This is a genomic window from Silvanigrella paludirubra, assembly GCF_009208775.1.
GTDB classification, from domain to species: Bacteria; Bdellovibrionota_B; Oligoflexia; order Silvanigrellales; family Silvanigrellaceae; genus Silvanigrella; species Silvanigrella paludirubra.
In genome coordinates, this window is sequence record NZ_WFLM01000003.1 from 451394 (window position 1) to 470763 (window position 19370).

The following is a 19370-nucleotide window of genomic DNA, read 5'->3' on the forward strand; positions in this document are numbered from 1 at the left end:
TCATGCAGACTTAAAATAAAGCGAGTTAAAAGCTATAATTTAATTAGGAAGAGTATGAATAACTCCACTAATTAAATTATTGTCTAGCTTCTATAGAAACGTCTTCTAATCTTGAATTAAAAGAACTTCTTTGAGTGGTGGGTTGTTCAGGACTTCTTAAAGCTCTGCGAAGATCACGTGGTTCAATAGAAAATTCTTTTAATTTTCTATGAAGGGTATTTCGGTTGCATCCTAAAACATCGGCAGCTTTGCTTTGATTGCCTTTTGTTTTTTTCAAAACTAAAGCAAATAAAGGTCTTTCAACATGTGCTAATACTGTTTTAAGAATGTCGTTTGGAGAATCTTCATCAAACTTTTCAAATAAATTATATAATTTCCAATATACAAGTTTTTCAAGACTTGTTTCTTCAATAAATAATTTAAATTCTTCAGGACATGTAGAAAAACTTAAAAGTTTTTCATTCGCCATTGGTGAGTTATCATTATCATCCGCAGGTCCTTGGACAGTTGCTCCCTCTATAGTTCTATTTAGGTTTTCAGAATTCATGTAATATTCCTTTAAAACAAATATAAATTCCCAGTTGTAGCAGGACAGTGTCAACACAGTGGGACGATGCCTCAACTAAAGTCAACTCAAATCATAGGCTCACGACTGGTTTAACACGAGTTACAGAACTGTCAACCAATGCAGCACTACCTTCTTATTTGACCTTGCCTTGTAGGAGAAATCGTCTTAGTGTAACCCGCTGCCGATTTGGAAGGCAATAGATTTAAAAAAAAAGAGGATTTTTTATGGGATTTAATTGCGGTATTGTTGGTCTTCCTAATGTTGGAAAATCAACATTGTTTAATGCGGTAACTCGTACAGCGAATGCACAAGCGGCAAATTATCCATTTTGTACAATTGAGCCCAATGTGGGCCGTGTTGCTGTTCCAGATGAAAGACTTGATAAAATAAATCAAATCGTAAACGCTAAAAAAGTTATCCCTACTTTTATGGAGTTTGTGGATATTGCTGGTCTTGTAAAAGGCGCAAGTCGTGGAGAAGGTTTAGGAAATCAGTTCTTAGGACATATTCGCCAAGTGGATGCCATTGTTCATGTTGTTAGATGTTTTGAAGATTCAAACATCACGCATGTAGACGGTAGCACCGATCCTGCAAGAGATATTGATACAATTAATACAGAACTTATTTATTGTGACTTTGAAACAGTGAATAAGAGTATTGATAAAATGTCTCGTCTCTTAAAAAACAACGATAAAAAATTAGTAGCATCCCATGAATGCGGTGTGAGATTAAAAGCTCATTTAGAACAATTAAAACCAGCGCGTTCTTTTGTAACTTTAAATGAAGATGAAGATGACTATTTAAAAAGTTTACATTTAATTACAAGAAAACAAGTTTTATATGCTGCAAATGTAAATGAAAACGAGTTGGCGGATAATGGAAACAATTCAAAGCATGTAAAAGCTTTAAGAGAAATTGCTGAAAAAGAAGGTTCAAAAGTAGTTGTTGTATCAGCAAGACTTGAAGAAGAGCTTGGCCAATTAGATCCTGAAGATGCAAAAGTTTATATGGATGATCTTAAAATTTCTGAACCTGGTCTCGATAGATTGATAAAAACCGGCTATTCTCTTTTAGGATTAATGACATATTTTACTGCTGGGGTTCAAGAAGTACGCGCTTGGACAATTCCAAAAGAATGTAAAGCTCCACAGGCTGCAGGGGTTATTCACTCTGATTTTGAAAAGGGTTTTATTTGTGCTGAGGTTTTTGCTTATGATGATTTAATTCGTTTAGGCAGCGAAGCTAAAGTAAAAGAAGCGGGATTATATCGCAAAGAAGGCCGTGATTACGTTTGTAAAGATGGCGATATTATGAATTTCTTATTTAATGTGTAACACCAATTTTTAAACAACTTTTATGGATTGGGCAATTTTCGCATTTAGGATTTCTTGCGGTACAGTGGTATCTTCCTTGAAAAATTAAAAGGTGATGCGCTTTTACCGCATATTTTTTTGGAACTATTTTTAAAAGATCTTCTTCTATTTCTAATCTGTCTTTTGTTTGCTTCACAAGACCAATTCTTTGAGAAACTCTTTCTACATGTGTATCTACAGCCATTGTAGGTAAATCACATAATACATTTAAAATTACATTTGCTGTTTTTCTTCCAACTCCAGGAAAAGATTCAAGGTCAGTTCTATTTAAAGGAACAATTCCATCAAATTTATCAATTAAAATTTTAGATAATTTATAACAGTTTTTTGCTTTTGTTGGAGCAAGTCCAATACTTCGAATAATTTTTAAAAAGTTATCTTCACCCATTTTTACTAAATCAAATGCAGAAAATTGCGGTTGTTCCCTTAATAAGGGTTCTAAAGCCTTATTTACAGACTTATCAGTTGCTTGTGCACTTAAAACAACAGCTATTAATAATTGAAAATGATTATTATGCTCTAATTCGCATTTTGCATTTGGCCATGTTTTCATTAAAATAGAAAATACATTTTCAATTTCTTTTTTTTCTAATAATAAATGATTTTTCATTTTGCATAGCCCCAGTCTCGTAGAGCGTTTTGCAATGCTGCGCCTGCTCCTGTTCCTTCTAATTGTTGTACTTGCTCACTTGAAAGCGTTTTTTGAATAACTACAGGCTTATCATTTGACTTGTAATTTGCTTCTATTATTCCATCTGGTGGAGCAAAAAAAGTGCAAATATTTTTTTCTAAAATAGATACAATTAAATTGTGATCAACTTTATTTCCATTAGAGCATGTGATTGCTGTAATTTTTTTATCTAATTCAATCTTATTTAAATTTCCATTACCTATATTTATCCAAATACCTTCATCTGATTTTACTTTTCCATTAAAATTAAAAGTTATTGTATTTGTATTTTTGATTTCTTCTAATTTTAATCCATCAGGAATTAATGCAACTTTAGGAAGTTCATTATTACTATTTATATTAAATTGAATATTTAAGGAAAACGTACCATCATATTTAGGTGTAAAACGTATTATTTTATTTGATGGAGAAGAATTAAAATAAGCAGTTCTCAAAGATTTTAAATTTTCACTCGATATATTTGGCAAAAGTTTTTCTGAGTTTTTGGAAAAATTAACTGATGAAAACATTTCTGGTTGATACCAGCTTATTTTTTCACTCCATGGATTATGAGTTAAATATAATTTAACATTATCAGGAGCTAGTTGTCTCATATATTTCATTGGATTATTTTTGAAATTTTCACCCCAATATAAAATACCGGCATATTTATGTCCATCAAAATAAATTGTATCTCGTTTACTTAAAAGATTTGGTAAATCAATATCATTTTCTTCTTTTAAAGCTGGATAAAGATTAATTCCTCTCCATAATGGATTGATATTATTTCCGCCAGCTAAATTAAATAACGTTGGAAATAAGTCTACATGAGCAGTCGGTATTGAAACTGTAGAGCCATTTAATCTATTATTTTTAGCTAAATGCATAATTAAAGGGACTCTTACTTCTTCATCAAATAAAGAATTTCCTTTATCTGCATAACCTCCATCAATATTTTGGTTAACTCCTAAAAAATAGTACCAAGGTTGTACATCCATTTGAGCGCCATGATCCGAAGTAACAATAATGTCAACGTCTTCGTAAATTCCCAATTCTTTTAATTTTTTAATAATATTTTCAAACTCACCATCCCAATAACGACCAACGCCATTATACAGCTGTCTTTTTTGATTTAAGCCAAAGGGTTTTGAAATAAATTTACTAATATCAATTTTATCTAGAGGAGGTTTATAAGGGCCATGCATTGTATTATAATGAACATATAAAAAGAAGGGCGAGTCTCCATACGTTTCTAACCAAGATCCCATTTGTTCCGTAATTTGTCTTGCTTCATATTCTGGTGTTTCAGAAATAACGACGTTGTGAAATCCTAAGTCAACACCTCCTTGCATAGCTTCAGAAAATAAGGAAAGCCAGCCTATGCCTCCAACTCTATAGCCTAAATTCTGCATTGATGAAGCCATTAAAGGAATTTGTTTATCATAAAAACTTTTGCGAATATTAGAATCTGCTGCATAAGTAAATGCAATTGAGCCTAATTCTCTAGAATAACGTGATGTCATTAATGGAATAACGCTTGGTACTGTCATGTTACCTTGAGCTCTATGCTCTAAAAATTTAATACCACTATTTTTTGCGAATTCATTTAAATTTGGCATTATTTCATTATTATAAGCAGTATTTGCTTTTAATGTATCAACTAAAATAAAAATAATACCACGTCTTTTCGGAGGATTGACCACATTTCTTTCGAAGCTAAAATCACCAAGAGCAAAAATGCAATTATTATCTGTGATATCTATTCCTTTAGCATTTGAGGCATTTATTTTAAATTGAGAGATATAATCTTGATCTGTTGGTTGAGAAAGAGTGTTTTCTAATATTTTATTTTGAGCGATTTCTGATGATATAGCAGTTATTTGTTCGGGTGGTGATTTTAAATTAATAATAAACTCACCTACGACTCCGACATCGGGGGTTGTATTTGGAACAAATCTTTCATTCCATGCGGTTTTAAAAGAATTTGGGGATCTTGGTTTATTTTGTGGAGGAGTATTTTGTATTATGCTTGTAATTACTTTGCCACTTTTATCTTTTAATTGAATTTGACATTGGTGAATAGAATTATCATTTGTTGGAAATAAATAGTACTGAATTCGAATTCTGTTACCTTCTTCAAATTCAATAGGAACATTTCTATTTCTTAAAATTTGTAAAGGAGATTTTTCGCCAACTAAAAAACCTCTTACTAAATTTAATTTTACTGGATAATATCCTATGCCAAAATGAATCAATCCTGGAGGGGCTTCTGGTTCAATAACAGGAATTATTGAAACCCCTCTAGAATCTTCTGGGTTTATATAATTAAAATAATTTTTATTATTAAAGTTATCTTTTTGCTTTAAATAAGGAGCTTCTGTATATAACCAATCGGTTCTTATGTTTGAAGTGTTAGAAAGTTTAGTGGTTATAGAATTGTATGCTACTCTTTCTGGAACAGGAAGAATTCCTCTTATTATTATAAAAATAACAATTGGTATAGCAATAATAAAAAATGCTATTGTTGTTTTTAAAAGAATTAATAGCCAAAAACGATTTCGTGAAATTAAATTATTCATTTTTTCAAATAATTTTCTAACCCAGAGAGGACCTGCCCTAAAAGAATATCTTTCTCCTTTTATATCATAAATAAGTGCTTGTCTTTCATAGGCACCTAGAGCACTTGGAGGCATTCTTTTTTTGATTCCATTTAGGCCGGGTAATTTAATTCCTCTTAATGCAAAAGCTAAAGCAATTCTTCCATAAAAATATACAAAAGATAATCTTAAAACTTTAGTAGGTCTTAATATAATACGAATATAATGTCTTTTAATTTTTGATTTTTTCATTGACTAATATTCTCTGCATAGAAAAAGGAACCATTGCTATTACGAATAATTTCTACTCCACGTGAAGTTAAATATTTATTCATTTGATTTAACATTTCATTAGCAATAGGCCGATATAAATTAATATTTGATAAATCTTCTAGTAAATCATACTTCGCATTTTTATCTGTTCTTAAATGAAGGGATAAAGCTACTCCCGTTTTTGTTGTTCTTGCGATTAATCTATAAGTTTCGTTAATCCAAGCTCTTTCCTTTACTCCAGGAATTGATTGTGAATAACTAGGACGAATATAAAATTCGTAATTCATACCTGCATCAATATCAATTAGAGATGTTACTCTAGGATAGATCATGCGAGGATAATTTTCAGGAGTCAAAGATCCAGATGTAAACCAAATTCCTGTTTCCATATAAGCAGAATTTTCAGGAAAATCAGATAGTTTTTCTTTTACATCTAATAAAGGTTCTCCATCTATTATTTGTTCATTCATTTTAACATTAATTCTTCTAGCTATAGTTGGTGCAATATCAATTGTTCTAATAATAGGCTTAATTGGAATATCTGCTTTGTTAACTTGAGCGTTTCCATTTAAAAATATGACAAGAGGTGTTACGTTAGAGTGTTCGCCAGCAACACCATCACCGTGGCCCATTCCTAAATTTCCTTCATATAAATTTTCTCCATGGTCACCAAAAATTAAAATCATTGAGTTTTTTAACCATCCTTTATAATTTAATTCATCAAATAAATCTTTTAGTGTATCATCTATAGCATTTAATCCACTATCATATAAAGAAACTGTTTGTTCTTTCAAATATTCAGGAATTGTTGTTTTATTTAAATCATTTTGAATTATAATTTGATCAGAAGTTTTTCTAAAAATATAATTCCCTTTTTCGTCTTTTTTCTGAAATTTTGCATACCAAGGACCAGGTGATGCATAAGGAAAGTGTGCTGTTGAAAAGAATGTTGTTAAAAAAACGGGCCGTGAAATATTTGAAAATTTGTTTAAACTTTTAGAAATAGAATTTGCAATTAATCTTGGATCAGAAATTTCGGGTGTTTCTAAAAGAGATGGTAATAATCTTTGTAAATTTGGTAATGTTAATATTGCTTGAATGGGACTAAAAGCAGAGATAATCCCATTTTCAACTAATGTTCCTAAATTAGAAGTTGGTGCATTTATTTCAGAAGCTCCAAAAGGATATCTAGGAAATATATCGCCTGCAAAATCAGAAACAAAAATAGTGGAGTATCCAGTATCTTTTGCTGATTCAAAAATAGTCTGTTTTTTTCCTATTTTTGAATTTCTTGGTGGAAACATGGTTCGAACACCTGTTTTTGAAGCATAATTTCCAGTTGCAATTTCTACCCAACTTGGAAATGTTCTTGGAATACCAACAAGCATTGGTTTGAATAAAGTAGCATCTTGCAATTTACTTTTTAAAAATGGCATTACATTTGAATATTTAGGGTCATTTAGTCTGTCAAATCGAAGACTATCAATAGCAAAAATAAAAACATGTGGTCTAGCTTGATTGGTTGAATTTTTAGGTAAATTAACTTTAAAAGATGAATTTAAATTATATAAAAATATGCTTCCAAATATAAAGAAAATTAAAAAAGAAACACCTTGAATAGAAAAAATTCTTGATTCTTTATCTAATTCATCCACATGAATACTTGAGCGGGCTTTCTTCACTTTTCTACTTTGTTGTGTAAGATATTTAATATGAATAAAAAGATTTAAAGTAAAGCTTATTGAAATAATAATAAAAGGTAACCACTCAATTAAAGTTCTTCTTCTTGCAGAATCACTTAATGTAGAAATGAATTGAATAAAATCTCTAAAAAATTCGATTTTTTGAGTAATTAACCAATTTTCGGTAACACCTGGGTAGAGACCGCAAATTCGAATAATTGCTGATATAAAAAAGATAAATCCAAAAATAATTTTGTATTTTATTTTAAAAGATGATGAAACAAATTGTAAACCAAGGCAAATTATCCAAGCGGTAAATATTATTTTTGCTAAAGAAATAAAAACAAGGTTGGGTTGTGTTTTAAATATCATTAAAAGAATAGAGGAAGTATCTTCCCCCATATATACAAATCCAGAAGAAAATATAAGAGATACTATAAAAAAAGGAATTAAAAAAATAAAACTTTCAAGTAAGTAACGAACCCAAAAAACTCTCCAAATTTTTACCGTCAACATCTTAACACCTTTGTCTCTTTAAAAATATCGCGCGTGATAAACTCCCAAAAGTATCCTTTAAATTGTACTTGCATACAAAAAAAGGTTTACTATTGGAGAATTGCATGAAGTTACCAAGAATTTACGAGCATTTCAGGCAAGGACAAATATTTACTATTGAAGAGGCCCGTGAAAAGCTAAAAACTACTGGAAACACGCTTCGCAAAAGATTAAGTGAACTTTCCGCTAGAGGTTATATTTTCTCTATTCGCCAAGGTCTTTACAGAGTCACTAAAATTGGTGAAAGACCTGATTCTGAAAAAAGTTCACCTTTTGCTATTGCAGGAAAACTTACCCCATATTCTTATGTGGGGTTTCACTCTGCTATGCAACTTCATGCAAAAGAAGTACCAAAAGAAAACGATACCATTTATGTGGTCAGTCCCACAAAATTTAACTCCTTTAAATTCGAAGGAATTCATTATTTTTGGTGTCAGAGTCCAGAACCCCATGGCTTAGAAACTTTTTTATTAAATGAACATGGAACTGAATATGCTGTTTTAACTACTAATTTTGAAAAATCTCTTGTTGACTGTTTAAAAAGGCCAACGCATTGTCCGCCTTTTTATGAGCTTGTAAGGCTTTGTAGAAAAAGCGGATATTTACCAGATATAGAAAAAATTTTGAAATATGCTTCAGATTGTAATGTCCAAGCACTTTTTAATAGGCTTGGTTTTTTGTTTGAAAAGAATTTACCCTATTGGCAAATCCAAGACGGTTTTTTTAAATATATTGAAGATAGAATGAGTAGAAAACAGACAGAATGGCCTATTATTTATGAGCATAATAAAAACACTAATGATTCTTATTATTTAAGCAAACCTAAAACCTCGGCAAGTATAGATATTTCTGTGATGGAATCTAAAAACCGTTGGAAAGTTCAATTTTCTCAGCAAAATTAAATAGATAATATTTGATTTTTATATTTGATTAAAATTTTTAGGGAAACAACTTGACTCTGAATATCTCTTTCAGTAGATCATCTTTTACTCCTAGGTGCGGGAGTAGCTCAGTTGGCTAGAGCATCGCCTTGCCATGGCGAGGGTCGAGGGTTCGAGTCCCTTTTCCCGCTCCAATTAAAACCGCAGTTTTGTTTTCAAAGCTGCGGTTTTTGTTTTTCTAAATAAATGAATTATTAAATTTTCATATTTTGTTACACTTTTATTAAATTTTCTATCTTTTATTTTATGGGAGAAATAGATCATGATGGCTAGTTTAGAAAGAGTTTGTAAAATCGTTCTTATGCTTTTATTTACAATATACATTTCTATTGTTACATTAAATAATGTATTAGATTATAGTTCTAATTTTAATTTTGTAAAACATGTTCTATTAATGGATACAACTTTTAAAAATAATGAATTAATGTGGCGTTCAATCTCATCTCCTAATATACATACATTATTTTATATAGGGTTAATTTTTTTTGAAGCAATGATTTCAATTTTAGCATGGATAGGCTCTTTTTGTATGATTAAAAACTACAAATTAAGTGCTAAAAAATTTCATAACTCAAAAAAATTAGCTGTTATAAGTCTTATTTTAAGCTTAGTTATGTGGTCATTATTTTTCATGACTATTGGTGGTGAATGGTTTTTAATGTGGCAATCGCCAACTTGGAATGGCCTTGCAGTTGCTCGCCCTATGTTTTTGATTGTTGGAATAACATTGTTATTTATTATAAAAAAAGATGATGAAAAAAATGAATAAATAAATTTGGAAATAATTATTTTATGATTCAAATAAATAAAGCTCAATTTGAAGATTGTGAAATTTTAACGGAAATATTTTTTTTAGCACGTAAAGATCTGTATTATTTACCCGTTTTATATACAAAAGAGGAAACCTTATGGTGGATAAAAAATATTGTAATGAAACAAAACGAAATTTATATTGCAGAATATAAAAATGAAAAAGTAGGTTTTTTGGCAAAAAATAAAGAGGTGATTGAACACTTATATGTTATACCTGACTACCAAAATTTTTCTGTTGGACAAAAACTTTTGGATTTCTGTTTGAAAACAGGAAATAAATTTGAACTTTGGGTATTTCAAGAAAATATACGTGCGATTCGATTTTATGAAAAAAATGGATTTATATTAGAAGAAAAAACTAATGGAGATAGAAACGAAGAAAAAGTTCCAGATGCTAAATATATTTGGAGTCATTAATCCTTTTTTTATTTCATGTTAATTATTATTACTATGAAATAAAGTCATTCCAACATTAGGACAATCTTTTTGTCTTTTCGCTTCTGCAAAATCAAAGTAAACATGCTTAACTCCTTCTTTAGAAATTAACATTTTGCTATTTAATTGAGAGTAATAACTAGTTAATTCTGGATCAATAAATCTATTCTTTGAATTTAAATTAAAATTAATAGGATGTGTTGTTGGTTCATAAATTTCGAGTTCACACGAAGAAGAAGATGTTACTGTAATTGGTTCTATTTTATAACTATCTTGACTATACCCTGAATTTTTTATGGCTTCATATAATACTCTACCATCTGTATTATGTAATTTAAATCCTAAAATATTTGCAATAGTTGGAGCAACATCAACATTTCCTGTTGGTAAATTATTCTTCATTTGTGAATTAAAATCTGGGCCTAAAGCTAATAAGGTATTATGAACATCTGTTCTTCCAAATGTGCCGTGATCTCCTCTTTCTGTATCACCATCTGTTGAATCAAATTCTGTTCCTGGAAGTCCATTCACAATAACATTTGGATTACTTGTTACGCTAATTACCATATCGGGATTTCTGCCGTCTTTATTTTCAAGTTTAACATAAGAAAGAGGGAGTACACCACGAGGAAAGTTTTCTCCTATTGGATAACGATTTTCATCGACAAATATAACTGAATATTCTTGTCTTCTTTGGAAAAAATTAACTAAAGATTTCATAATATTTAAATCATGATTTGGAATATAAATATAATCACTACCTCCATTTGCAGCGACTACAATTTTATCCACACCATTTTTATTAGTTAAATCATTTGGAACCAAGTAGCTTGGAGATGTGTAAGCAGAATTTTTCTTGGAGTCATCAATACAGCTTCCATCTGCAAGATTATATCCAGGAGAATTTGTATTAATAGATCCATCTTCATTTCTTATTCCACTCATTGGCATATTAAAAGAACATCCTCCTCCATCATATGCGGCAATAATATTTCCACTTTGAGTTTTTAATTGAGCTTTAGAAATTAAATCAGCTGTTCTAATTGTTCCAGATGTTGAATAGCCATTTGTTACTAACATTTTTTGATTACTAATAGAATGAACTATTTTTTCTGAAGAAGTTTTATTTGAAATTTTTCCATTTGCAATATCATGCATTGGATACATTAATTGTGGAAAGCCTTCAGAGTCATTTCTTTTTGTTGCAACAATATTACTATGGGCATGGTCAGAGACAATTATAATATTTGTTTTTTCGTAAATTCCCATCTCTTTTAATTTTTTATTTATACTACCCAAAATAAGATCATTAGATCTTAACGCATCATAATATGGTAAAGTGCCAGGACCATAAGCGTGTTGTGTAGAGTCAGGATTTCTTAACCAAACTACACTTAATTGAGGCAATTTAGTTGGAAGGATATGATTTAAAAATACATCAGCCATATATTCATTTTTTTTATTAAATGGCGAGTTTGTTGCGATCGATGGGTCAGATATTTCTTTGCTTTCAGCTAAACGAATAATAGGATCGCTTGCAGTTGGATTTCCATTATCTAGAGCTAAAACAAATTCACCTTTATTGTAAGCATTTTCTGTTAACTTAGGTAACTTTACATTTTTAGCTTGAAGTTCTTTTGCAAAAGATAATGGCCATACATGATTTTCATCTAATATATACCCACCAGCCCTAAAGTCTTGAAAAAAAGCAGGGCCTGACTTTCCTATTACAGCTGTAGTCATACCTAATTTTTGTGCTTCTTGTAATAAGGTAGAGACTTGAACAAGAGGTTCATCGAGGCTTGCTTGAACATTATTGGGTTGATCAAGTGCTTTTAAAATTTTATAATCTTCAGTAAATATGGGCGACAAAAATGTGCTTGTTATGTTATTTCCACTTGCATTTGTAGCAATCCCAAATTCTTTGTTTGCTCGCCAAGGTTGATATAAATTATTTCCATAAAAACCACTTTTTCCCGCATAGTCCCCAGTTGCAAAAGCTTGAGCATTATTCATTGTGAATGTTGGATAAGCCGAATGGTTGTCTTTGAATTCAACTCCATTTTCAGAAATATAAAGTAAATTTGGAATTAATTTTTTTGCTTTTGAATCTGTTAAAACGTCTGGGCGTAATCCATCCCATACAAAAAGAATAACATAATTTTTATCATTCTTTTTTGAATTCATAATTTGTGAGTAATTGTCTGAAGTATTTTTATTTGTTTGACATGAATTAAACAAAATTAACGTTGAAGTTAAAATAATTGATGTGGCCACCATTTTCTTTTTCAAAGTATATCCCTCCTATATTTATAAAATATATAGCTTTTTTTTTTAAAGTATTCAAATTATTATTGTTAATTTATTTATCAAAAAAATATAAATAAAAAAATGTTATGTTGTATAAAATTAGATTATAATTTTGTAAAAATATATTTTTATTTGAAGATGTTTTTTTGTAACTGTTTTTCTTTATTAATTGAATTCATTTTTAATAGTTGTTTTATTAAGTTTCTACATTTATTTTTGTAGTTTATTTCTAAAATGTTTTGCAAATATAAGCTTGGTTCTTTATTGTTATAAGAATTTTTAATTTTTTGAGAGGTTTTATTCATAATCTCTCCGATTATTGTGAAGAATTAATTTATATTAAAAAAAATTCCTAAGAATATAAATTTTGCTGGGGAATTAGGAGTCGAACCTAAACATACGGAATCAGAAACCGGTGTCCTGCCATTAGACGATTCCCCAAAAGGACTTTTAATGTATACTTATCATTAAAAAAATACAAGTGCCTGAGATTTTTTGTTAATTTAAAAAAAGATAATGAATAATAAGTGTTATATTTTTTTAAGGAGATATCTTAACCTATCGTTTGCTTCTTTTAAAGACATTTTATAAATATCTGACTCCAAAATACTTTGAATAAAATTTCCATTATTGCTAATCCATTTTCCACAAATCATCATATTATAAATTGCACCTGTCGTATCACCCATTGATAAATTACGAGGGATGTTGTCTGAAGGCCACATGGAGGGGTGATTTAAATCCCAAATATTTAAATTTGCGAGTGCTCCTTGTTGAATAATGCCCGCTTTAAAATGATTATGAAATGTTCCTGGTCCTTCAAAAACTTTGTTTAATAAAAAACTGCTATCAGCAAATTTAATTTGAATTTTTTTTATATTACTCTTTTCTTTTAAAAATAACGTTTTATTTTTTTGAGTATATTTTTCTATTAAATTTAAGTGATTACTGAATGTATTTTGTAGACTTGGGAAACCAGAAACCATTTTAAGTTCTTTTTGAAGATTCATTGAATCATTGCTTGCTACACAATCTGTTGCAACAAACCATTTTAATTTATTTTTATACCAGTCAATAATATTTGCAGGAAATTGAAATATCATTTGTGAAAATGGGCAAAAAACAAGAGCATTATTTTTACTTTGAAGTAATTTAAAATCTTTTTTATTTAAATAAATTCCATGAATAAATAAGTTAGACGATGGATTTTTTAAAATTCCTAGTGAATTTAAAAATTGTATAGGAGTTGTTTTATGTTTTTTATAAATTCTATTTATTTCTTCGTATGATTGTGCAATATGTGCATGTATTGGAATATTTAATTCTTTTGAACCTTCAAGAATTTCTTTCCAAAGACTTTCACTTACAGTATCTGTTGCGTGTGGACCAAATGCTGCATATATTCCTGAATTTTCATACAAATGATTTGAATGAATTTTGTATGTTTCATCTAACATTTTTCTACAAATTGCGACTCCAGGACCAGATATGTCTTGAAGTGTTGGTGCTATTACAGCTCCTATCCCCGTTTCTAAACAAGCTTTTGCAATTTCTTCTCCATAATAATAATGGTCCCATATGAGTCCATTTCCATTTAAAATATTTTCAAACGCTCCTATTCTAGAAAAAGCTCTTACATCTGAAGGTGTTAATAAAGATTCCGCTTTATAAAAAATATCTTCAATTAAATTATTTGGTTTTGAATTTGTATTAAAAAAACTTCTAAAAAAATTCATGGCTATGTGAGTGTGTGAATTAATAAACGAAGGGGTAATAAGTCGATCGCCAAAATCATGAATGGTTACTTTTTTTAAATGCTTTTCTTTTGAAAGAGATTCTTGATAAGATTCTAATGAGAGCTTTGTGACTTTGTGAATATGATTTCCTGATATTTCTATTGAAGCAGGGAAAATTTTATATAAAGCCCCTTCTTTAAGGAGGATTTTTTTGGAAAAAATAATTTCATTGCAATTCACCTTGGACTCCAAAAATAATATAAACAATCAAGTTTTATCGCCACTAGAGACATTATGGAGAAAACTATTCGTTATGCAATAATATTTTTGATTTTTGTATTTCATATAAACTGTTTTAGTAAAGAAAATGGATTTATATGGATACCTTTAGCATGGGCATTAAATTATGATAAATCGAATTCTGATAATTCAGAAATATTAATAAAATCTGTTAAATTAATATTACATGAAACTGAATCCAATAAAAACGAATACCAAGAGCTTAAATCTACCGGTAAAAAAAATAATTATATCACAATAAATTCAAAAATTTCTTCTAAATCATTTTTTTCAAAAAAATTATTTGAAATACCAGCTGGAAATTATGAGTTAAAAGGTATAAATATCGAATATACTAATAAAAGTAAAGTAATTAATAATTTAGAAATTTCTGCAATTAATCCTTATAGTAATTCTAAATCTAAATATATTAATTTTCTTATTAGAAATAATCATATATCTCCAATACCTGAAATTTTTTATGAAAGTAATTTGATTATAAAAGAAGGAGTTATAAATAAAGTTTCATCACAAGTAGATTTAATTGAGGATGATTATATTTATGTTAATGATATTTACAATCAAATAAAATCTGTTAAAAAATTAATATTTGATAATAAAATAACATTTATAAATGCGAATTCTCAATTTCCTTCTCTACAAGTTGATGGCTCTAAAATTAAATATCCAAATTCAAATTATATTGGTATGATTATTGATGTTTCATGTGAAATAAAAGGAATTCTTAAAACTGTATGGGTTAATAGAGGCGATTCTTTGCAATATGTATTTTATGAAAATATTAATAATAGCAAAGATAAATGTAAAGTTCATAATGTTTTTCCTCAGAAATATTATCTTCCAAATGGCAATTGGACAATGCAATCAATGACAATAAACTTAAAAAATAAAGTAGAAAGAAAATTTAATACTTCATCTTTATTAAAAAAAGACAAAGAGTTAAAAAAATATTTTAAAATGACTGAAGACTTTTTTAAATATCAAGATATTAAAGAAAGAACACTTTTAAAAATAATTGAACTAAATTTAACTAATAAACAAGATCCTATGGGATTATACTTTGTTGGTACAACTGAAATTAAAAAAAGCGATCTTGAAGATGTCATAGAGAATAAAGATGTTAAAAAGACAGTTTTAGGAGATATTAGTTTTTATTTTAAAAGAAATTACGAAATATATACGATAAAAAAATTGTTTTCAGTTAAAAAAGTATATAACGCTTATTCTGGCGATCAAATGAAGAAAGACCGAATTATAGGTGATGTTCAATTAAAAATAATTTTGACTGGTACAAAAAAAAATAATGAAAATTTAAAAAAATTCTTAGATCAATTAAAAGAATATTCAACTTCAGAGATTACGTCATGTGTATCTGAACAAGAAGTATCAGATCCTCTATTAATTTTAAATGGATTTATACAGATTCAAAATTTTAAAAATAAATCAAGATTTTTAGATATTTCTAATAAAGATTTTAAATTTATAAGTAAAGGTTTATCACAAGAAAAAATTAATAAATGCATGGAAGATAAATTAAAATTATTTAAGTTTAGTAAAACATTTTCAACGCCATTTAAAGCTAAAATATTATTTGAAAGTTTTTAAAATAGAATATATGGAATACAAAATATTAAATTTAAAATATAAAAATTCTCAAAATATTTCAAAAATAAAATATCCTGTCGTCTTGCTTAGAGGTTTAGGGCGTTCTATGAGTTTTTGGTTAGATTTTGAACATGAATTATCAAAATTTTGCGATATTATTTTTATTGATTTACTAGGAACAGGTGGAAGTAAAGATTTATTTGGAAGGGTTCATATTTCAAAGTTCGCATTAGACGTATTATATACTTTAAAAAAAAATAATATTTTAAATTTTCATCTAGCTGGTATTAGTTTAGGTGGAATGGTTTCTTTAGAAATATCGAGACTTATATCTAATGAAGAATGGATGAATATGAATTTAAAATCTGTGTGTATTATGTCTTCTTCATCATCAGGTTTTAATTTAAAAAGAATTAACTACAAACCATTATTTTTAATTTTATTTTCTGTTTTTTTATCTTTTATAAAAGGGAAACCAAGTCATAAACTTTTTTCAAAATATTTAATCTCAAATGATTCTAAAGTAAATAAAAAGCAAATTGTTAAAATATGGGATGACATTTGGAAAAAAGAATCATTCTCTAAAATTGCTTTAATTCGCCAATTGTTAGCGGCCGCTTTTTATAGAATTAAAGTGAATAAAAAAATATTAAAATATAATTATTTATTTATTGTTTCAAAAGGTGATTTATTAGTACCTTGGAATAATACTATTTTTTTATGGGATAAAGTGCCTTTTGCTGAATTGTGTATATTAGATAATTTAGGCCATGATATTACTACAGATGATCCTGTTTTAATTTCAGGTATATTAAATAATTTTTTTAAAAAATTTGAATAATAATTTTATTATATTTATTAATAAGGTTTAGGTTTTTCAACCTTATCATGAAAATGAATTGTTTTTCTATCACCCCAATAAAAATCAGCTCCTAGCGCTAGTTTTTGAAACACTTCAATGGCTTCTTTTTTAGAATCAAAGTCTACGTAAGCTTCTCTGTATTCACCAATTTTTAAATTTGTATATTTAATTATAACGCGATATTTCCCATTATGGAGTATCATAATATCAACCCAATTTGCTGTAAATCCGTCTGCTTGAGAAATATTATTTATGAATATAAAATTTATGGATAAGATTACAATGAAAAATAATGATTTCAATTTCATAAAGAAAAAAATCCCTATAGTAAATTCCTTTACTTTTCGGGATTTAGAATGAAATCTTGAGATAGGAAATTATTACTTAAAAATTAATAATTATAATACCCAAGGACGAGTTCCTTCGTTAGAAGGTGTTTTACCAATGGCATCTTTACGACTTAGTTTAATGCGTCCTGTCCGGTCAAGTTCAATAACTTTAACCATGACTTCGTCACCTTCTTTAACAACTTCTTCTGTTTTATTAATACGAGTTGCAGCGAGCTGAGATATATGAACTAGACCTTCGACTCCTGGTTTTATTTCAACAAAGGCGCCAAAATCAGCTGTTTTCTTAACTATACCTAAGTATATTTCACCAATTTCAGGATCTGTTGTTAAATAATTTACCATTCGTTTAGCTTTTGCTGCTGAATTTCCATCAGTAGATGCAATGCTTACAATGCCTTCATCATTTACTTCTAACTTACAGCCAGTGTCAGAAACAATTTTCTTGATATTTTTTCCACCAGGGCCAATAAGATCACGAACTCTTTCTGGTTTGATTTTAATTTGTTCAATTCGTGGAGCAAGTTGACTTAAATCATTTGGACGTGAAATAGCGCGTAGCATTTTATCTAATATTAAAATACGAGCATCTTTAGCTTGTGCAAGTGCTTTTTCAAGAATTTCCATTGAAATTCCTGAAATTTTGATGTCCATTTGCATAGCTGTAATTCCGTTTTTGCCGCCAGCAACTTTAAAATCCATATCGCCAAGATGATCTTCGTCACCTAAAATATCGGATAAAATTGCGTATTCTTTTCCTTCTAAAATAAGACCCATTGCAATTCCGGCAATAGGCTCTTTTAAAGGAACGCCAGCGTCAAGCATAGATAAAGTACCAGAACAAACAGAAGCCATTGAGCTTGAGCCATTACTTTCTGTAATTTCAGATACGATACGGATAGAATAAGGAAAGCGATTTTTAGTTGGAAGAGAAGCTTTTAAAGCGCGTTCTGCAAGGTTACCATGACCTACTTCACGTCTTCCTGGAGAGCCAAGACGTTTTACTTCTCCAACAGAATAACCAGGCATGTTGTAATGTAACATGAATGTTTTTTCTTCGAGAACGTTCATAATAGATTCGCTTCTTTGAGCGTCATCATGAGTTCCTAAGGTAACAACACCTAATGATTGTGTTTCGCCGCGTGTGAATAATGCGGAACCATGAGTTCTTTTTAATACACTCGTTTGGCAGTCAATATTACGAACGTCTTTTGTAGAACGTCCATCAACACGATAATTATCTTTAATAATACTATTGCGTAATATTTTATATTCTTGCATTTCAAAAAGGTAACTAAACGCTTTTTCAGATTCAGTATTACCAGCTTCAACAAGCTCTGCTTTCGCTTCTTTTTTAACTGCATCAATTGCTTTTTTTCTATCAGATTTAGATGCAATTGCATAAGCATCTTTTAAAGCTTTTGCATATTTTTTAGAAAGAACAGATTTCATTTCCGCATTTTGTGGAACATCTGGAACTTCACGTTTTTCTTTACCGCATTTTTCACGAATTTCATCTTGAAAATGGCATAGTTTTTTAATTTCTTTGTGACCAACTTCAATGGCTTCAAGAATTTGAGCTTCAGTTAAAAAATTAGCTGCAGCTTCAACCATTAAAATAGCATCTTTTGTACCAGCAACAACAAGATCAAGATCACTTGATGGAAGTTCGGACTCTGGTGGATTAATTAAATATTTTCCATCTTTAAATCCAACGCGAACTCCTGCAACAGGTCCAGCAAAAGGAATATCAGAAATATGTAATGCGCAACTAGCGCCTAAAATAGCGAGTTGAGAAGGAGATATTTTAGGATCTAAGGAAACAACTTTAGCGATAACCTGTGTTTCTACTAAGTAAGTTTCAGGGAAAAGTGGGCGAATTGGGCGGTCTATTAAACGGCTGATTAAAATTTCTCTGTCAGAGGGGCGTGTTTCTCTTTTGATGTAGCCACCAGGAATACGGCCTGCAGAATAAAATTTTTCAATATAGTCTACTGAAAGTGGGAAGAAGGACGCAGTTACCTGAGCTTCTTTTGCTGCCGTAGCCGTTACGAGAACTTGAGTGCCTCCGCAGGTAACAAGGACGGATCCGCCTGCTTGTCTTGCAATTCGTCCTGTTTCAATAGTGATTTGATTATCACCAATTTGAATGGATTTTTCTGTGATATTAAACATGAAAGAACCTTAAAAAATCTAAATAATCGCAACAAAAAATCGGGAATTTGAAGGATTATTTTATTTATATTTATCCTCCCGGCCAATCCGAGAGTCCCAACGCACCATGCGCCAGCTTAATTGTGTCC

General features: G+C 29.5%; 15 protein-coding genes and 2 tRNA genes. 7 read left to right on the forward strand and 10 right to left on the reverse strand.

The features are described from left to right. Positions 1–76: 76 nt before the first annotated feature. Positions 77–547: a helix-turn-helix domain-containing protein gene (locus GCL60_RS09560; RefSeq protein WP_153420430.1), complete on the reverse strand. Its 471-nt coding sequence runs from the start codon at positions 545–547 to the stop codon at positions 77–79. A gap of 245 nt (positions 548–792) precedes the next feature. Between GCL60_RS09560 and ychF the strand changes: the two genes are divergently transcribed. Then, complete coding sequence (gene ychF, locus GCL60_RS09565; protein WP_153420431.1) at positions 793–1902, forward strand: redox-regulated ATPase YchF; 1110 nt, start codon at positions 793–795, stop codon at positions 1900–1902. Here the strand turns inward: ychF and nth are convergent. The 3 genes from nth to GCL60_RS09580 are packed head-to-tail and all read right to left on the reverse strand — an operon-like array spanning position 1892 to position 7679. Next, positions 1892–2551: an endonuclease III gene (gene nth, locus GCL60_RS09570; RefSeq protein ID WP_153420432.1), complete on the reverse strand. Its 660-nt coding sequence runs from the start codon at positions 2549–2551 to the stop codon at positions 1892–1894. The genes ychF and nth overlap by 11 nt on opposite strands. Beyond that, the gene (locus GCL60_RS09575) at positions 2548–5460 is read right to left on the reverse strand and encodes a sulfatase-like hydrolase/transferase (RefSeq protein ID WP_153420433.1); all 2913 of its coding nucleotides are present in this window, start codon (positions 5458–5460) and stop codon (positions 2548–2550) included. The genes nth and GCL60_RS09575 overlap by 4 nt, the downstream gene beginning before the upstream one ends. Further along, the gene (locus tag GCL60_RS09580; RefSeq protein ID WP_153420434.1) at positions 5457–7679 is read right to left on the reverse strand and encodes a sulfatase-like hydrolase/transferase; all 2223 of its coding nucleotides are present in this window, start codon (positions 7677–7679) and stop codon (positions 5457–5459) included. Before GCL60_RS09580 ends, GCL60_RS09575 begins: the two co-directional genes overlap by 4 nt. A 104-nt stretch (positions 7680–7783) precedes the next feature. Between GCL60_RS09580 and GCL60_RS09585 the strand changes: the two genes are divergently transcribed. The 4 genes from GCL60_RS09585 (at position 7784) to GCL60_RS09600 (ending at position 9889) form a co-directional block, all read left to right on the forward strand. Then, complete coding sequence (locus GCL60_RS09585) at positions 7784–8620, forward strand: type IV toxin-antitoxin system AbiEi family antitoxin domain-containing protein (RefSeq protein WP_153420435.1); 837 nt, start codon at positions 7784–7786, stop codon at positions 8618–8620. 96 nt (positions 8621–8716) lie between these two features. Continuing rightward, a tRNA-Gly gene (locus GCL60_RS09590) sits at positions 8717–8793 on the forward strand. Positions 8794–8921: 128 nt separating this feature from the next. Next, complete coding sequence (locus GCL60_RS09595; RefSeq protein WP_153420436.1) at positions 8922–9428, forward strand: DUF2165 family protein; 507 nt, start codon at positions 8922–8924, stop codon at positions 9426–9428. Positions 9429–9451: 23 nt separating this feature from the next. After that, a complete protein-coding gene (locus GCL60_RS09600) occupies positions 9452–9889 on the forward strand; it encodes a GNAT family N-acetyltransferase (RefSeq protein ID WP_153420437.1) in 438 nt (145 codons plus the stop codon). A gap of 18 nt (positions 9890–9907) precedes the next feature. Here the strand turns inward: GCL60_RS09600 and GCL60_RS09605 are convergent, their stop codons facing one another. From GCL60_RS09605 to GCL60_RS09620, 4 genes are all read right to left on the reverse strand, one after another. Then, entirely contained in the window at positions 9908–12199 is a 2292-nt protein-coding gene (locus tag GCL60_RS09605; RefSeq protein ID WP_153420438.1) for an alkaline phosphatase family protein, read from the reverse strand. 146 nt (positions 12200–12345) lie between these two features. Continuing rightward, complete coding sequence (locus GCL60_RS09610; protein ID WP_153420439.1) at positions 12346–12522, reverse strand: hypothetical protein; 177 nt, start codon at positions 12520–12522, stop codon at positions 12346–12348. A 65-nt stretch (positions 12523–12587) separates the two neighbouring features. Next, positions 12588–12658, reverse strand: a tRNA-Gln gene (locus GCL60_RS09615). An 89-nt stretch (positions 12659–12747) separates the two neighbouring features. Further along, the gene (locus GCL60_RS09620; RefSeq protein ID WP_153420440.1) at positions 12748–14193 is read right to left on the reverse strand and encodes an amidohydrolase family protein; all 1446 of its coding nucleotides are present in this window, start codon (positions 14191–14193) and stop codon (positions 12748–12750) included. A 54-nt stretch (positions 14194–14247) separates the two neighbouring features. Between GCL60_RS09620 and GCL60_RS09625 the strand changes: the two genes are divergently transcribed. Continuing rightward, on the forward strand, positions 14248–15858 hold the full coding sequence (locus GCL60_RS09625; RefSeq protein WP_153420441.1) for a hypothetical protein: 1611 nt from the start codon (positions 14248–14250) through the stop codon (positions 15856–15858). A gap of 10 nt (positions 15859–15868) precedes the next feature. Beyond that, the gene (locus tag GCL60_RS09630) at positions 15869–16699 is read left to right on the forward strand and encodes an alpha/beta fold hydrolase (protein ID WP_161998156.1); all 831 of its coding nucleotides are present in this window, start codon (positions 15869–15871) and stop codon (positions 16697–16699) included. 17 nt (positions 16700–16716) lie between these two features. Here the strand turns inward: GCL60_RS09630 and GCL60_RS09635 are convergent, their stop codons facing one another. Both GCL60_RS09635 and pnp read right to left on the reverse strand, forming a co-directional pair. Further along, positions 16717–17028 carry a hypothetical protein gene (locus tag GCL60_RS09635; RefSeq protein ID WP_153420443.1) on the reverse strand — a complete coding sequence of 104 codons (312 nt, stop codon included), beginning with the start codon at positions 17026–17028 and terminating at the stop codon, positions 16717–16719. A 90-nt stretch (positions 17029–17118) separates the two neighbouring features. Beyond that, positions 17119–19242 carry a polyribonucleotide nucleotidyltransferase gene (gene pnp, locus GCL60_RS09640; RefSeq protein WP_153420444.1) on the reverse strand — a complete coding sequence of 708 codons (2124 nt, stop codon included), beginning with the start codon at positions 19240–19242 and terminating at the stop codon, positions 17119–17121. Positions 19243–19370: the final 128 nt, after the last annotated feature.

Coding starts and splice junctions, on each gene's coding strand:
- pnp (WP_153420444.1), bottom strand. CDS start 19,242: ATGTTTAATATCACAGAAAAATCCATTCAAATTGGTGATAATCAAATC.
- GCL60_RS09635 (WP_153420443.1), bottom strand. CDS start 17,028: ATGAAATTGAAATCATTATTTTTCATTGTAATCTTATCCATAAATTTT.
- GCL60_RS09600 (WP_153420437.1), top strand. CDS start 9,452: ATGATTCAAATAAATAAAGCTCAATTTGAAGATTGTGAAATTTTAACG.
- GCL60_RS09610 (WP_153420439.1), bottom strand. CDS start 12,522: ATGAATAAAACCTCTCAAAAAATTAAAAATTCTTATAACAATAAAGAA.
- GCL60_RS09580 (WP_153420434.1), bottom strand. CDS start 7,679: ATGTTGACGGTAAAAATTTGGAGAGTTTTTTGGGTTCGTTACTTACTT.
- GCL60_RS09625 (WP_153420441.1), top strand. CDS start 14,248: ATGGAGAAAACTATTCGTTATGCAATAATATTTTTGATTTTTGTATTT.
- GCL60_RS09560 (WP_153420430.1), bottom strand. CDS start 547: ATGAATTCTGAAAACCTAAATAGAACTATAGAGGGAGCAACTGTCCAA.
- nth (WP_153420432.1), bottom strand. CDS start 2,551: ATGAAAAATCATTTATTATTAGAAAAAAAAGAAATTGAAAATGTATTT.
- ychF (WP_153420431.1), top strand. CDS start 793: ATGGGATTTAATTGCGGTATTGTTGGTCTTCCTAATGTTGGAAAATCA.
- GCL60_RS09585 (WP_153420435.1), top strand. CDS start 7,784: ATGAAGTTACCAAGAATTTACGAGCATTTCAGGCAAGGACAAATATTT.
- GCL60_RS09630 (WP_161998156.1), top strand. CDS start 15,869: ATGGAATACAAAATATTAAATTTAAAATATAAAAATTCTCAAAATATT.
- GCL60_RS09575 (WP_153420433.1), bottom strand. CDS start 5,460: ATGAAAAAATCAAAAATTAAAAGACATTATATTCGTATTATATTAAGA.
- GCL60_RS09595 (WP_153420436.1), top strand. CDS start 8,922: ATGATGGCTAGTTTAGAAAGAGTTTGTAAAATCGTTCTTATGCTTTTA.